The sequence below is a fragment of the Cohnella hashimotonis genome, from assembly GCF_030014955.1.
Taxonomy (GTDB): Bacteria; Bacillota; Bacilli; order Paenibacillales; family Paenibacillaceae; genus Cohnella; species Cohnella hashimotonis.
The window spans coordinates 2,914,507-2,928,146 of the sequence record NZ_JAGRPV010000001.1 but is presented as its reverse complement, the minus strand read 5'-3'; the positions used below and the strand labels follow the sequence as shown (position 1 = coordinate 2,928,146).

Here is a 13,640-nt window from a genome sequence, read left to right as displayed (position 1 = left end):
TTAGAGGGTGTCTATAAACGGTAACCGCTTACAAAACCGTGCCGTCCGCTCACCTCCGCTTTTCGAATATGACCTGCGGGCGCCAATCGGCTCCCCGTCTTCCTCAACATAATCGCTCGGCATTCAGGTTCATATGAACGATCTCGCGATCCGATTGAAAAAAGAGCGCAATCGCCGCAATTGCCGGTTGAACGATTTTTTAACCTGTTCAAGTAGCTGCGTCACAAGACAAATTAAAAAAAAAGACCCCGCCCGAACGGGCGAGGCCAATCGTTGCCGAAATTTAATCCTGTCCCCCGGCCTGGAGCGAAGGCATGCGGACAACGACCTCCGCCCCCTTGTCGCGCGGAACGAAGCGCAAGCCGTACTGTTCGCCGAAATAAAGGCGGATGCGCTTGTTCACGTTGCGCAGCCCGATGCCGCTGCCGCCGCCCGCCGACTCGTACGCTTCGCCCGTTTCGAACCTGCGGTTAAGCTCCTCTAGCAGGTCCTGCGGAATGCCGGTGCCCGAATCGCTGACGACGATCCGCAGCTCGCCGTCGTCCGACTTGGCGTGAATGGATATAAATATTTCCTGCTCTTCTTCCCGCTGTCCGGAAGCGATCGAATTTTCCACGAGCGGCTGCAGGATGAATCGCGGCACCAGGCACGAAGCGGTCGTCTCGTCCACGTCGATGTCGAACAGGACGCTGTCGTTGAACCGCAGGTTGATAATGCCGATATAGTGCGTCAAGTAAGCCAGTTCGTCCCGCAGCTCGCACATCGGATCCTTGCTCGAGAATACCGGGCGGAGCAGATTGCCCAGCGCCACGATGCTGCGTTCGATATCGTCCGTTTTTTTCATGTTCGCCATCCAACGGACCATATTCAGCGTGTTGTACAGAAAATGCGGGTTGATCTGGTATTGCAGCGATTCGATCTCCGTCTCCCGCTTCTGCTCCTGCATGCTGTTGTTTTTATCGATCAGCTCCACGATGCTGAGCGACATCTCGTTGAACCGCCGGATAACCGTCCCGAGCTCGTTGTCCGGCACGCGGTCGAAGGTGACGCCGAGCTCCCCCCGGCTCATGTCCTTCATCTTGCCGGACAGCACCTGCAGCGGATTCATGATCTTGCGCAGCCACACGTAAGAGAGCGCGAACATGATGAGCAGGCTGACGATAAAAAAGAGCGCGACGGCACGCTGCATTTTGTAAATCTGGTCGGCATAAAGACCGAGCGGCACTTCCTTCAGGATATACCAGTCCGCGTCCTGCAGCCTGTAATAGACCGTCTGGACGCTCCCGCCCTTCTCGTCGCGGCTTCCGTAAGCCGGCGCCCCCTCCTTTTGCGGCGCGAACGGACTCGCCTTCCCGATCTTCTCCTTGTTGTTGCTGGATACGATAACGCCGTCCTTGTCCACGATAAACATGTCCCCGTCTTCGGGCTTAAGATCGGACGCGTACATGGAGGCGAGATAACGCTCGTCGATGTTGAATATCAGCGTCCCGCTCGTCCGAGGCTCGTAAATGCTGCGCACGCCGCGCAGCATGCTGACCAGCGTGGCGTCGTTCGGTCCGGTCTTGTACGGGTTGTAATAAGACTCCTTTACGTTGCCCTGCACGATGAGCTTGGGAAATTCGAGCTGGGAACGCATATAGGCGTCCGACTTGAAAAACAGCCGCACCCATTCCTCCTCCGTCTGCACGAGGGTCTGTCCCGCATTGCCGCCGACGACGCCCTGCTGCTCCGCGGTGAGATAAATCGAATGAATGTAGTTGTAGTTGAAAATAAACGTCTCGATGCGGTTTTGCAGCAGATTCTGATAGTTGACGAAGTCGACGTTGCGCTTGTCGGAGATGTTCTGGAGCAAATACTGAATCTGCTCGTCGACCCAGAACAGGTTGGACAGCCGATCCACTTCGCTGACGACGCCGTGGACGTTGTGATCGACCTGCTGGAATTGCTGCAGAAGCAGCCGTTCGTTTTGCGCGCGAATCTGGTTCAGCATAAAAGAATAAACGTAGTACGTGCCGGCGGACAGCACGAGCACGCTGATGAGCATGTACGACAGCACGAGCTGCGAACGAAGGCTTCGGAACGCGTGCGGAAGCTTCATTCGGCGGCCGCCTGGCCGCTCGTCCGCTGCCTGCGGTAATCGTTCGGGTTCAATCCCGTCACTTTTTTAAAAACCTTGCTGAAGTACGTATACTCCGGCGAAAAACCGACCTCGACCGCGATATCGTAAGACTTCATCTGCGTTGAAGCCATCAGCTCCTTGGCCCGTTCGATCCGGTACCTGTTGAGGTAGTCGATAAACGTGATCTGCAGCTCCTTTTTGAACAGAAAGCTCAAATAGCTGAAGCTGAGATTCACGTGGTCGGCGACCGCCTGGAGGCTGATGTTTTCTTTGTAATGCTGCTTGATGTACTGGATCGCCTTGGTGATGTCGCTGCTCATGTGCAGCCGGTTGCGCGTTTCCTCGACGATTTCGGCGAAAAAAACGGATACGCAATCGAGCATTTCAAGCAGCGTATCCGCCTCCTCGAGCTGTCCCGTGACGTTCATGAGGAGCGTTTTTTCATTTTGTCCGTCATTGTACAGACTCGTGCCCACCCATTGAAGAAAATGAAAGAGAAGCGACTCGATCGTCTTGCGGTCGTCGGTCAGGGACGCCTCGAGCGACGTCAGGTACGCCTCGTATTCCTTCAGCTTGATCGGGGACAGCAGCGCGCGCAGCGGCGCGGCATCCCGAAGACGGGCGATGCGGGCGCGCACGCCGGCTAGGTCGGGCAGTTGACCGACGCGATGCATTTGTCCGGTGCCGGTCAAAAATTTATGTCTCAGCGCCTTGCCTGCATCGGCATATAGCGCGGGCAGGTTTTTGTAGCCGCTTCGGATGCCGCTGACGCCAAACGACGCCGACGCGCCGAAGTAAGTCGAGATCGCTTCCTGGATGCGGCTGAGGATCGCATGGGTTTCCTGCTGGATCGACTGCTCGGACGCCACGTCCTCGAAAGACAGCAAGATGACGTAATGCTTGTCGTCGATGCAGAACGCCTCCCCGCGGCACGCGGCGGAAGCGATCTCCCCGAGCACGTTAAGCAGCGTCATCTTGATCAGATGACCGTGCTCGTCCTTGAACTTCTCCTGAATCCGCGCGAAGCGGTCAAGCTCCATCTTGCAGGCGACCAGCCGGACCGGTTGAAGGCGCAAGCTGTGTTGGACGACGAAGCGCTCGAATTCATCGGCGGAGAAGATGTTGTAAAACAGAAAATCCTTGAGCATCTTCTCCTTCACCAGATCAAGGTTGGAGGGGTGCGGCTTGCCTTCGCCCGGCTGGCCGCGCGCGCTCTGTTCGTCAAGGCTGCGGCGCACGCCCTCCAGGACGCCGCCGATCTCCGCCTCGGTCATCGTGAGCTTTAATATATAATGGGATACGCCAAGCGACATGGCCCGGCGCGCCAGATCGAATTCTTCCAGGCAGGAAAGAACGACGATTCGCGTTGTCTTGTCCGCTTCGCGAATCCGTTCGATCAGCTGCATGCCGTCCATCCGCGGCATCCGGATATCGGTAATAACGATATCGGGCTTTTCTTTTTCGTAATAGTCCCATGCCGCCTGTCCGTCGGGCAGATCGGCCGCGACCTCCATGCCGTATTTGCTCCAGTCGACGGAGCTCCTCAGTCCGACGCGGACGAGCATCTCATCCTCGACGATCATCACCTTGTACATCGCGGCATCCCTCCGATCCGTGCGGCTATCCTTCGTTCGACCTCGAATATAACCGATTCGCGTGCCGCGGACAAGCATGCTTGATATGCCGCATGCGTTGTCGCGGAGCGTTCCGGTGTTCTAATCATAAGTCGAAGCAAGCGAGCCGAGGTTGAACGATTTTACGATTTACTTGATTTTGCTCGTCGGACGAAAGGCCGGCGCCTCCAAGCCGCGCCGGCCTTCCTTTTTTTATACAAGCGAGTAAATCCAATAATAAAATTCGTTCCAGACACGACTCTCGCCTTCCTGCTCGAATACAAGCCGCACCGTGATATCCGTCTTGCCCGCCGTATGCCTGGACGGAATCTCGAATTCATCTTCCAGCCAGCGCTTGTACGGATTGCGGTCCGCAAAGTACCAGCTGCGCGATTCGACGCGCTCGCCGTCGACGTACACATGCGCCCGCTGTCTTCCCGTGATCTGGTCGGATCGGCGGCGAAGCCTGACCCCGGCGTTGCGCGGATCGATCGCGACCGTAAATTCGCTGTAGCCCTCGGTCTCTCTGCCCGTGTCCTTCAGCAGACGATGCGTTCCGTCCTCGTAGCCGCTCTCGAGCGAATAACTGCCCCGTCCGCCGCTTGCGACGTAGCCGTGCGCTTCCTCGGACCCGCGATCCCCGATATCGAGCTCGTCGGTGAGCAGCAGGCCGGGCGTATCTATGCCGTAATAGAACAAAATGCCCGAATGCCGCAAATACTGATTGTTATAATCGCCCGATTCGATGCCGAATATTAACTGTTCCCGGAACGGATAGCAATCTCCCGCGCACAGTCGAACCATCGACCACGGGTTGTCCGGCAGACCGTCGTACCCGCTTGACGGATTCGTCTCCGGCGGCGTCGGGAAACCCCAGCCGTAGCAGACATAGCTCTCCGAGCCGTCGCTCTCGATCTGCGGCGTCGCAATGCCGTCGATATAGACGCGAACGTCGCCTTCGCAGCTTACGATACCGGGCTTGCGGGCAAACGCGGTGACCTGAGCCGCGACCATGTGCCCCTTCCCTTCGATCCGACCGATGACGGCATCCGCTCCTCGCGTTGCCTTGGATTCGCGATAGGACGAGGCGCGGAAGTAACCTGTGCGGCCTTCGGGATATCGCGAGAGCGTGGCTTTTTCCGACGTATGGCTTACGTCCCACCTAGCGATCCGAATATCCGCTTCGCCCTTATTCACGAGCTCGACCTTTGCGCTCCGCCAGAACGGCATCGGGAAGTAGTTATACGAGACGCCGTCCGCGCGGGTGCCGTGGGAAAGGATGCCGATTGCGTTGATCCCCAGCTCGTTGCCGAAGAAGGCGCCGAGCGGACTTTCTACGTCCGGCGACTCATGCCCGTCCCACGTCGCGCGTACCCACAGATCGTGCGCGCCGATCCCGGGCGTCTCGGCCAGCATTGAGACGATGCAGCCCGCGCCTTCCGCCTCGAAGACGACGGCCGAGCCGCCCGCCGATATGAAGAGCTCCCGGTGAGCGGTCATCTCCGAGGCCATATCCGGCTTCGGATCTTCGCCGACGCGCCTCCAGATGTCGAGCGTACGATCGTACGACTCCTCGCCGGTGAACGTTATAAGCTCGTCGTCTCCTTCCGCGTACGCATGATAGACGACATGTCCCCATCCGCCGTCGCCTTTGGCCGCACCCTTCAAGCGAATATCCGTCGTAATTTTGCACGATCTCGCGTACGGCATCGGCACGAAGCTTCGTACGACGCGGATGGGACCGCGCCCGCCTTCTTCCGGCCCGAGATAGGCGCCTGCAAGCGGCGCAACGAACGGCGCCTTCGCTCCGAATTCGGAGTGCTTGATCTCGAAGCGGGGAGAAGTCTCTCCATCGAAATAAAAGCGAAACGTCGGCTCCGGGCTGTCCGGATAGCGGTGCTGCACGAAATTGTAAATGCAGCCCGGTCCGTCGACATCAAAGATAACGTATTCGCCGCCATCCTTGTACAGCAGCCAGTCCCAATCCGCGTTGTAGCCTTGCTTGTCGATGCTGCCTTCGTAGTGAACCTGCACGCCGTCCCGAAGCAGGGGCAGGAGATCGAACCGCTCCAGGCTGGACAGTCCTCTCGGCGTCTTCATATCGTTGCGCATTAATATCGTTACCTCCGCGTCTGCACATAATCGGCGCGCGGCCGCAAAGCCGCGGCTCCTTCACCTATATTAGGTTTTTTCGCAGGGAGACGGCTTGAAAGATTTCGGGATTTTGTTGTACGCCAACCAAGTCCGATCCGGACAGGCGATTGAAATAGAGCCGATATCAATAAAGCCGATATCAATAAAGCCGATAAAAAAACACCTTCTCGCGAGAAGGTGCTGAAGGTGCAATATTCTGCTGAATCGCCACTCCTGACACAAAATAACGATGCGCGGCATCGCTATTCCCCAAAAATCCGGCTCGCGGCACGAAATAACGATGCGAGACATCGCTTTATTGTCAAGCCGTGCGATTCAACCGATAAAAGGATTGCGCCATTCCATGAGCGCCGCATTATTGCAGGACTCCTCGTCTTCGAGGTAGCCGTGCGCCACGCCGATCGGATAACGACCGCAGCGGATCAAAAAGGAAACGACCGGATCGCGCAAGCGCCCTGCCGCCACTTCCTCCAGGTATTGCTCCGGCGTCAGACGATCCGCGTGCTTGTGATAGCCGGGCATTCGTCCGCCGCTCAGCAGCCGGCGGCAGCCGAGATGGACGGCCGTCTCGTGCATGGACTGAATAAGCCACTTGCCGAGTCCAAGCGACCGGTACGCAGGCCTGACGCAAAGATCCACTACGTACAACGTATCTCCTTCCGGTTCGTGATTCCTTATGTAGCCGTTATCCGTCGCCTCGGCCCAGCTGTGTCCGTCGCCATCCGTTAGCGTACGCCTGAGCGCCGTCATGGAGCCTGCGAGGCGTCCGTCGACCGAAACGCAAAGGGCGCCGTCCGGGAACCGCGTCACATGCTCCTCGAGCTGCGCTTCGTTCCACCACAGCTCGGACGGGTAGGGCGGCGGGAAGCTCTCCGCTTGAATCTCGATCAACGCCTTAAAATCCTCCCGCGCATAAATACGGATCTCGGCTTCGGCGGTCCGGCTCCCGTCCGTGACGATGAGACGTTTGCGCATGTCGCTGCTCCCTTCTTACTGCCAGTCCGTATACAGATCGACTCTGCGGTCCCGCCAGGTCATGACGGAGCCCGCTTCGCGGACTTCGTCCAGCAGCGCCAGATCGAGATCCGCCGTAATGAGCATGTCCGCATTGATGTCCCCTTCGCTCAGGATGCCCCGAGGCGGGAACGGAATATCGTTCGGCGCAATGACGGCGGCCTGGCCGTAGTTTGCCCGCATGAAGTCGACGTTGGTCAGCGACCCGACCGTTCCCGTCGTCACGATATAGATTTGATTTTCCACGGTTCTTGCGTGACAACAGTACCGCACCCGGTAGAAGCCATGCCGGTCGTCCGTGCAGGACGGACAGAAAATGACGTTGGCGCCTTTGGCGCGAACCATGCGCACGATCTCCGGAAACTCAATATCGTAGCAAGTGAGCAGGCCGACCTTGCCGAACGGCGTATCGATCACTTCAACGCCGTCTCCCGGCTCCACGTTCCAGGACTCCGCTTCCGTCGGCGTTATGTGAAGCTTGTCCTGGGTATGCCAGCTTCCGTCCGGCTTGAACAAAAAAGCCGTATTGCGAAGAGCGTCCCCGCGCTTCGTCACATGCGTTCCGCCAAACAAATACATGCCGTACTGCTGCGCCAAACCCGAGAACAGACTCGTATATAGCTCCGTATATTCGGGAAGCGTGCCGATCGGACGGCCCGCGCCCCCCGCCTCCTCGCCGATCCCGAGCAAGGGCGTCGTAATGAACTCGGGGAACAGCACGAACTCCGAGCCGTACTCGGCTGCGTTGCGGACGTAGTGTTTGACTTGGGCGCTCCATTCCTGCGCGTTTTTTATGTCCTTCAAAGCAAATTGAACGGCGGAAACTCTCATTTTCATCGGTGCCATCCCTCCATTTCCTTCCCCCCATTATATCGGGAACGCGGCACCTCGCAAACCGCGATCGCGCATGAGAGAATTCTCATTTCGTTCTAAGAAATCGACAAGAGCCGCATGATTATGCGACTCTTGTTCTTTTTGGAAAAATGTAGGTTGTTTGGGATCTGCTATAGTTGGGTTAAACAATAGGCCCTAGCGAGCCGCACCATTCGGACGGAGGATCGACATCAACATGAGCATAAACATTCGCAGCCGTTTGATCCGCAAAATCGCCAGCCTGGGACTTTGCGCCGCCATTGCCGTTTCCGGAACGATTTTCGTCTCCGCCCCCAAAGCCTCCGCAGCCGCAACGACGACCGTCAAGGCCGACAAGATCATCACGCTCGGCAAAAAATATTTGGGCGTCAAATATCGCCTTGGGGCACCGACCGGCACGACAAAAGTGTTCGACTGCTCCAGCTTCACTCAATATATATTCGGCAAATACGGCGTCAAGCTCCCGCGCGTCTCCAGCGCGCAAGCGACAAAGGGCAAGACGGTAGCCCAATCCGAGCTCAAAAAGGGCGATCTCGTTTTTTTCAAATCCAGCAACAGCTCAAAAATCGGACATGTCGCCGTCTATATCGGCAACAACAAGATTCTTCATACGTACGGCAAGCCAGGCGTTACGATAACAAGCCTGAGCGCATCCTATTGGAAAACCCATTATAAGACGGCAAAGCGCGTACTCTAGCACTCGAACATGCATTTCAATCATAAGCCTTCGTCCAATGCCCATCGGCGGCGAGACGAAGGCTTTTTCGCGTAGTTCGCGCCTTCGCTACGGTGCGAGCTTTACTTGTACGGGAGCGCGATCGCAATCGTCGTGCCGCTGCCGGGCTTGCTGAACACCTCGACCGTCCCGCCGTGCAAATCGATGATTCGCTTGGCTATGGACAGTCCGAGGCCGCTGCCGCCCGTCGCGCGATGCCGGGCTTCGTCCACGCGGTAAAAGCGTTCGAACAAGTACGGGATCTCGTTTTCCGAAATGCCGATGCCGTAATCCGTCACTTCGATGCGAACCGTATTTTTCTCCGAACGGATGCGTACGTCGATCGGTTCCTTGCTGTACTTGATCGCGTTGTCCAGGAAAATCAGGATCATCTGACGGATCTTGTCCTTGTCTCCGACCATTTGCACCGTACTGGAGCCGGCATGAACCCGGATATGACGCAGGAAAGTCGCGCGCAGCACGCCGGACAAGTCGTTGACGATGGAGACGATATCGAACCGGCTCTTGCTGAGCCAATCGTCCTGTTCGGCTTCGGCCAGCGTCAGCATCGATAGCGTCAGCTTCTTGAGCCTTTCGGTCTCGCGTGCGATCGCTTCGATCGCCTCGTCGCGCACGGTTACGTCGTCACGGCCCCAGCGCTTGAGCATGTCCGCATAGCTGCCGATGACGGTGAGCGGCGTCTTCAGCTCGTGCGAGGCGTCCGCTACGAATTGCTTCTGCCGCTCGATCGTCCGGTCCAGCCGTTCGATCATCTGGTTGAACGCGCGGATAAGCTGCTGGAGCTCGACCGATTCCTCGCGGCCCATCTTCACCCGTTGAAGCTTGCCGCTCCGGTCGATCTCCCGCATCGTCTGGACCATCTGCCCGATCGGACCCGTCAGGCGGGAGGTGAACCAGTAGGTGCCGAGAATCGCGAAAATGATCGCGCCGACGCTCGTCACGCTGAGCGCGCCGAGCAAAATCTGCAGATAGCCGTCGAGCGCGGTCAAATAACGCGCGCTGTCGATCTGCCCGATCAGACGATGATTGTCGTAGATCGGCACGGACCAGGTCAGCACCCGGTGACCGTCCACCTTGATCGTGTCCGAATGCGATACCGTGCGCACTTCTTTGGGCAGGGCAAGCAGCTGCTTGTCCACCCCGACCGAGTTCACGACCCGCGAATCCGGCGTAACGATGCGCATCATCTCGTTGACATTGTACATGTCCTTGAGCAGCGCGGTGTCGTCGATGCCTGCCATCTCGTTTTTGCGGAGCGTCTCCATGACGAGATCCGCCTTGCTGGAGAGCAGCTGCAGCTCGCCGCGCGTCGTCACCTTGATGACGAAGTAATAAACGAAAACATTGTACAATATCAAAATGAAAATTAACCAAAAAACGGTAAAAAGCGTAAAACGGAGCCTTAGCGTCATACCTCGGGCTCCTTGAGCATGTAGCCTACGCCGCGAACGGTGTGAAGCAGCTTATGCCTGTACCCCTTGTCCATCTTTTGACGCAAATAACGGATGTAAACGTCGACGACGTTCGTATCCCCGATATATTCGTAGCCCCACACGTCGGACAAAATCTCGTCCCGCGTCTTCTCCGTGCCCTTGTGCCGCGCCAAATAAAGCAATAGCTCGAACTCGCGCGGAGTCAGGTCGATGCCATGATCCTTGCGGTACACCTTGCGCGTGATCAATTCGATCGTCAGGTCTCCGATCTTGAGCGCATCTTCGCTCTCTCCCTCGCGCGAAGCCTTGAAGATCCGCAGCAGGTTCCGCACGCGCGCGAGCAGCTCTTCCATCGCGAAGGGCTTGGTCACATAATCGTTGGCGCCGTGCTCGAAGCCGCTGACCTTGTCCGGAACGGTGTCGCGTGCCGTCAACAGGATGACGGGTACCGCGTTGTCGTTCTGTCTGAACCTGCGAAGCACCTCAACGCCGTTGAGCCCGGGCAGCATGACGTCGAGCAGCAGCAAATCCCATTCGCCGCTCAGCGCCATCTCCAGGCCGGTGCGGCCGTCGGCCGCACGGCCGACTTCATAACCTTCGTGCTTCAGCTCCAGCTCCAATATGCGCGCAATGCCGTCTTCGTCCTCTATGATCAATATACGTTCGCTCATGATCGTCCACCTCTGTCTCCACGTACTTCGGAATCCGGCGAAAAAGCCTGAATCCGCTGACATCTATTGTACCATGACGAACTAGCGAGATCGAATGGATGAAGCATACATTCCCGGAAGACGCTGGTCCGCACCGCATTGGCACGCTTGCCCGCCTGGTAGGCCGGAGGCGTCTTACCCTAGCAATCTCGCGCAAAAGTCATCCGCTTCGGCAGCCGCGCGCCGCGGCAGCGCGATATCTCCGCCTTGCCAAAGCCAGGCAGCCGCTTCGGCAGGCGGCAAGTGCGGCACCGCGAGTCTCGGCCGCTCCGGAAACAAGCTCAGCCATTCGCCGCGCCCGGAAAAGTCCATATCGCGGTTCGCGATCCAGCCCGTGGACGCGCCGGCCCGCGACGCAGCCGTCAGCAGCTCCGCGCAGCTGCGTTGCCGGCGCGCCGTCCACTTGACCGGCAGCGGATCGGCCACCGGGAAGATCGCGTCGGCATGCGCCGCGAGCCAGTCCGATACCCGCGCATCCTGCCAGGCGCCGGACACGTCAAGCAGGACGAGCGGCGCGCCGATCGCGTCCAGCCAGAAGGCGAAGCCCGGCGCGGGCGCGCTGCCGGGCGGATCGTCGGGACGCAGCGGATAATAATCCGCGTGCCCTTCCCGCCAAGCCGGAGACACCGATGCCGCGCCGGACGGATCCGCGAATACCGCGCGTCCGGGCATGCGCCTCTCGCCGTCCAGCCAGCGGTACAGCTCGGGCTCGACGCCCGGACACTCCGTCAAGGCGTGCGCGACGCCGAGGCGGTTCAGTCGGGACGACAGCAGCCGTGCCACAAAGGTCGCACCCACGCCGGGGTAGGCCGACAGAATCGCGGCGATTCGGACCGCTTGGCCGGGTGGACGGTCTGCGGCGTTTCGGCTCGCTTGTGCAGGTCTATCTGTCGGCATCGCCAAGGCTCTGCCAGACTCATGCGCTTCGAAGGAGGCAGCAAAGCGCTGCCAATCGCGTACGACGGCGGCCGCGCCGTCCGGCCGGGCTTCCGGCCTTTCGGACAGCAACTGCTCGACGGAGGCGACAAATCCCGGCGGCACGTCCCGCTGCCAATTCGGCCTGCCGACGGCGCCTGTACGATCGTAAAAGCCGCCGCCCGTCAGCAGGTAATAGGCAAGGGCGCCGAGTCCGTACAGATCCGTCCTGGCGTCGCTCTGCTCGCCCCGCAACTGCTCCGGCGCCGCGAACGCGGGCGTGCCGAGCATCAGCGTGTCCTTGTCCGCGCCCGGCTTGAACTCTCGCGCGATGCCGAAATCGATCAGAATCGCGTCGTCCCTTCCGTCGATCATCACGTTGGCCGGCTTCAGGTCGCGAAAAACGACGAGCGGACGCTGCGCATGCAAATATTGCAGCGTCCGCGCCAGCTGGAGCAAATAACGCAGCGCCTTCGCGAAAGGCAGACGCATCCCGTGCCTGCGCATGCGTTCGGCCAGCGTCTCGCCTTCGACATAGGTCATGACGATGAGCGCAAGCCCTTGATCGTCCGGCGGCTCGTAATCGACGATCTCTGGCAGGCCCGGATGACGCAAGGCGCTCAGCAGTCTCGCCTCGTCGATAAATCGCTCGGCATCGTCGTACGTTCTCGTCAGCTTGAGCGCCAGCAGCCTCCCGCCCAGCTTCAAATCCTCGGCCAGGTACACGCGGGCCATCCCGCCCCGTCCCAGTCCGCCGGCGATCCGATACCGGTTCGACACGAGCTGACCCAGTTCGAATACAGGCAGCGGATCCCGCGCGCGCTTTCCCTCCATGTTAGGTTCCTCCATTCGCCGCAAACGCCGTTCGCTACGCGAAAAAACGCGATAAAAACGAAAAACCGCGCCGAAACCGCTGCTCCCTAAGGGATTCGGTTCGGCGCGGGATGCTTTCCCGTGCGTTTGTCTAGCATATTGCTGCAATTATAACATGCCGCGATCATCAAAGGAAGGTCGATCTTGCCTCCCATTCGGCGAAGCCCGCCGCAAACGCGGTTACTTGCGCATCCAGACCGTCGCTTCGTCCCGGTTGTGAAACAGCTGCTTGACCCTGCGGATATCGAAGGCCTCCTCGTAGGAACCGAGCAAGTCCCCGATCGTCTGCATCGGTTTTTTGTACATCAGCTTAAGCGTGACGATGACGGATGCGCCCGCCGACAGCGCCGGCGCCAGCTGCTTCACGATCCGGGCCGTATGATGCGGATCCCAGCTCATATCGCATACGAGCAAATCGAAGGTCCCGGGTGCAAAAGAAATATCGGCCGCGTTCTGGCGCAGATGGCGCAGCCTCGGATGCCCCGCCAGCGACTCGTCCATCTCTGCGGGATCGACCGCCGTGACGCGAAGGCCGCGTTCCAGGAGTACGGACGCCCAGCCGCCGGGCGCCGCGCCGAGATCGAGCGCATTCGTGAACCGTTCGAACGGCAGGTCGAACGTCTGCTCCGCTTCGAGCAGCTTGAACGCAGCGCGGGAGATGAGTCCTTCCTCGCGGCGGAACCGTACGGCGCCCCCCGGCCAGTCGGACAGATTGTCGGCCGGCACTGAAATACCGAGATAAAGGGTCCGCTTCGCGGCGTAAACGGATACGATCAGATTCGCCCCGCGGGACACAGTCTCCGCTCCCGACTCCAGCAACGCCGGTACCATGAGATCGCGGGCTTCCGCCGACGAAAAGGGGAACGGACTATCCTGCGACTTGCGTACTTGAACCGCGACCTTGGCGCCCTTTACTTCGTCGGCCAGCGAGCCCGCGAAGCGGACGAGCGCAGCAGCGACCTCCTCCGCGTGCTGCGGAATGTCCAACTCCTCCCGCACCGGGAACAAGTGGCGCAAGAAGATGGGCTCGTCCATGCGGAGCTGGCGGACCAGTTCGCGATCGTCCGTACCGGCGACGTTAAGCTTAAAGGTCTCGCCGGGCGCAAGGCCCGACAACGAGACGTCCGGCCAACGCCTGCGCAGCTCCTCCATCGCATACGGCGCGAAGCCGGGGTTGCTCGTTCCGATGAATGCCGACAC

At 59.2% G+C, this 13,640-nt stretch carries 10 protein-coding genes; 1 reads left to right on the top strand and 9 read right to left on the bottom strand.

What is annotated here, in order from left to right:
- Nucleotides 1–283: 283 nt before the first annotated feature.
- The 5 genes from KB449_RS11770 to KB449_RS11750 all read right to left on the bottom strand — a co-directional run bounded on the left by KB449_RS11770 (nucleotide 284) and on the right by KB449_RS11750 (nucleotide 7,737).
- The gene (locus KB449_RS11770; RefSeq protein WP_282908554.1) at nucleotides 284–2,098 is read right to left on the bottom strand and encodes a cache domain-containing sensor histidine kinase; all 1,815 of its coding nucleotides are present in this window, start codon (nucleotides 2,096–2,098) and stop codon (nucleotides 284–286) included.
- Nucleotides 2,095–3,714, bottom strand: a complete 1,620-nt coding sequence (locus KB449_RS11765; RefSeq protein WP_282908553.1) for a response regulator transcription factor — start codon at nucleotides 3,712–3,714, stop codon at nucleotides 2,095–2,097. The genes KB449_RS11770 and KB449_RS11765 overlap by 4 nt, the downstream gene beginning before the upstream one ends.
- A gap of 231 nt (nucleotides 3,715–3,945) precedes the next feature.
- Nucleotides 3,946–5,844 (bottom strand): DUF2961 domain-containing protein, encoded by a 1,899-nt coding sequence (locus KB449_RS11760; protein ID WP_282908552.1) that lies wholly within the window; start codon nucleotides 5,842–5,844, stop codon nucleotides 3,946–3,948.
- 357 nt (nucleotides 5,845–6,201) lie between these two features.
- Nucleotides 6,202–6,861, bottom strand: coding sequence for a GNAT family N-acetyltransferase (locus KB449_RS11755; protein WP_282908551.1), 660 nt, complete (start codon nucleotides 6,859–6,861; stop codon nucleotides 6,202–6,204).
- Nucleotides 6,862–6,876: 15 nt separating this feature from the next.
- Nucleotides 6,877–7,737: a carbon-nitrogen hydrolase family protein gene (locus tag KB449_RS11750; protein WP_282908550.1), complete on the bottom strand. Its 861-nt coding sequence runs from the start codon at nucleotides 7,735–7,737 to the stop codon at nucleotides 6,877–6,879.
- Between the two features lie 232 nt (nucleotides 7,738–7,969).
- On the opposite strand from KB449_RS11750, the gene KB449_RS11745 reads away from it, so the two are divergent.
- Nucleotides 7,970–8,470, top strand: a complete 501-nt coding sequence (locus KB449_RS11745; RefSeq protein ID WP_282908549.1) for a C40 family peptidase — start codon at nucleotides 7,970–7,972, stop codon at nucleotides 8,468–8,470.
- 101 nt (nucleotides 8,471–8,571) lie between these two features.
- On the opposite strand, the gene KB449_RS11740 is transcribed toward KB449_RS11745, so the two are convergent.
- The 4 genes from KB449_RS11740 to KB449_RS11725 form a co-directional block, all read right to left on the bottom strand.
- Nucleotides 8,572–9,921: a HAMP domain-containing sensor histidine kinase gene (locus KB449_RS11740; RefSeq protein WP_282908548.1), complete on the bottom strand. Its 1,350-nt coding sequence runs from the start codon at nucleotides 9,919–9,921 to the stop codon at nucleotides 8,572–8,574.
- Entirely contained in the window at nucleotides 9,918–10,613 is a 696-nt protein-coding gene (locus KB449_RS11735) for a response regulator transcription factor (protein WP_282908547.1), read from the bottom strand. The genes KB449_RS11740 and KB449_RS11735 overlap by 4 nt, the downstream gene beginning before the upstream one ends.
- A gap of 174 nt (nucleotides 10,614–10,787) precedes the next feature.
- On the bottom strand, nucleotides 10,788–12,401 hold the full coding sequence (locus KB449_RS11730) for a serine/threonine-protein kinase (protein ID WP_282908546.1): 1,614 nt from the start codon (nucleotides 12,399–12,401) through the stop codon (nucleotides 10,788–10,790).
- Nucleotides 12,402–12,620: 219 nt separating this feature from the next.
- On the bottom strand, nucleotides 12,621–13,640 hold the full coding sequence (locus KB449_RS11725; RefSeq protein WP_282908545.1) for a 23S rRNA (cytidine(2498)-2'-O)-methyltransferase RlmM: 1,020 nt from the start codon (nucleotides 13,638–13,640) through the stop codon (nucleotides 12,621–12,623).

Bases quoted from the DNA above. Each gene is read 5' to 3' on its own strand.
- KB449_RS11760 (WP_282908552.1), bottom strand. From the start codon at position 5,844: ATGCGCAACGATATGAAGACGCCGAGAGGACTGTCCAGCCTGGAGCGG.
- KB449_RS11755 (WP_282908551.1), bottom strand. From the start codon at position 6,861: ATGCGCAAACGTCTCATCGTCACGGACGGGAGCCGGACCGCCGAAGCC.
- KB449_RS11765 (WP_282908553.1), bottom strand. From the start codon at position 3,714: ATGTACAAGGTGATGATCGTCGAGGATGAGATGCTCGTCCGCGTCGGA.
- KB449_RS11735 (WP_282908547.1), bottom strand. From the start codon at position 10,613: ATGAGCGAACGTATATTGATCATAGAGGACGAAGACGGCATTGCGCGC.
- KB449_RS11750 (WP_282908550.1), bottom strand. From the start codon at position 7,737: ATGAAAATGAGAGTTTCCGCCGTTCAATTTGCTTTGAAGGACATAAAA.
- KB449_RS11730 (WP_282908546.1), bottom strand. From the start codon at position 12,401: ATGGAGGGAAAGCGCGCGCGGGATCCGCTGCCTGTATTCGAACTGGGT.
- KB449_RS11745 (WP_282908549.1), top strand. From the start codon at position 7,970: ATGAGCATAAACATTCGCAGCCGTTTGATCCGCAAAATCGCCAGCCTG.
- KB449_RS11770 (WP_282908554.1), bottom strand. From the start codon at position 2,098: ATGAAGCTTCCGCACGCGTTCCGAAGCCTTCGTTCGCAGCTCGTGCTG.
- KB449_RS11740 (WP_282908548.1), bottom strand. From the start codon at position 9,921: ATGACGCTAAGGCTCCGTTTTACGCTTTTTACCGTTTTTTGGTTAATT.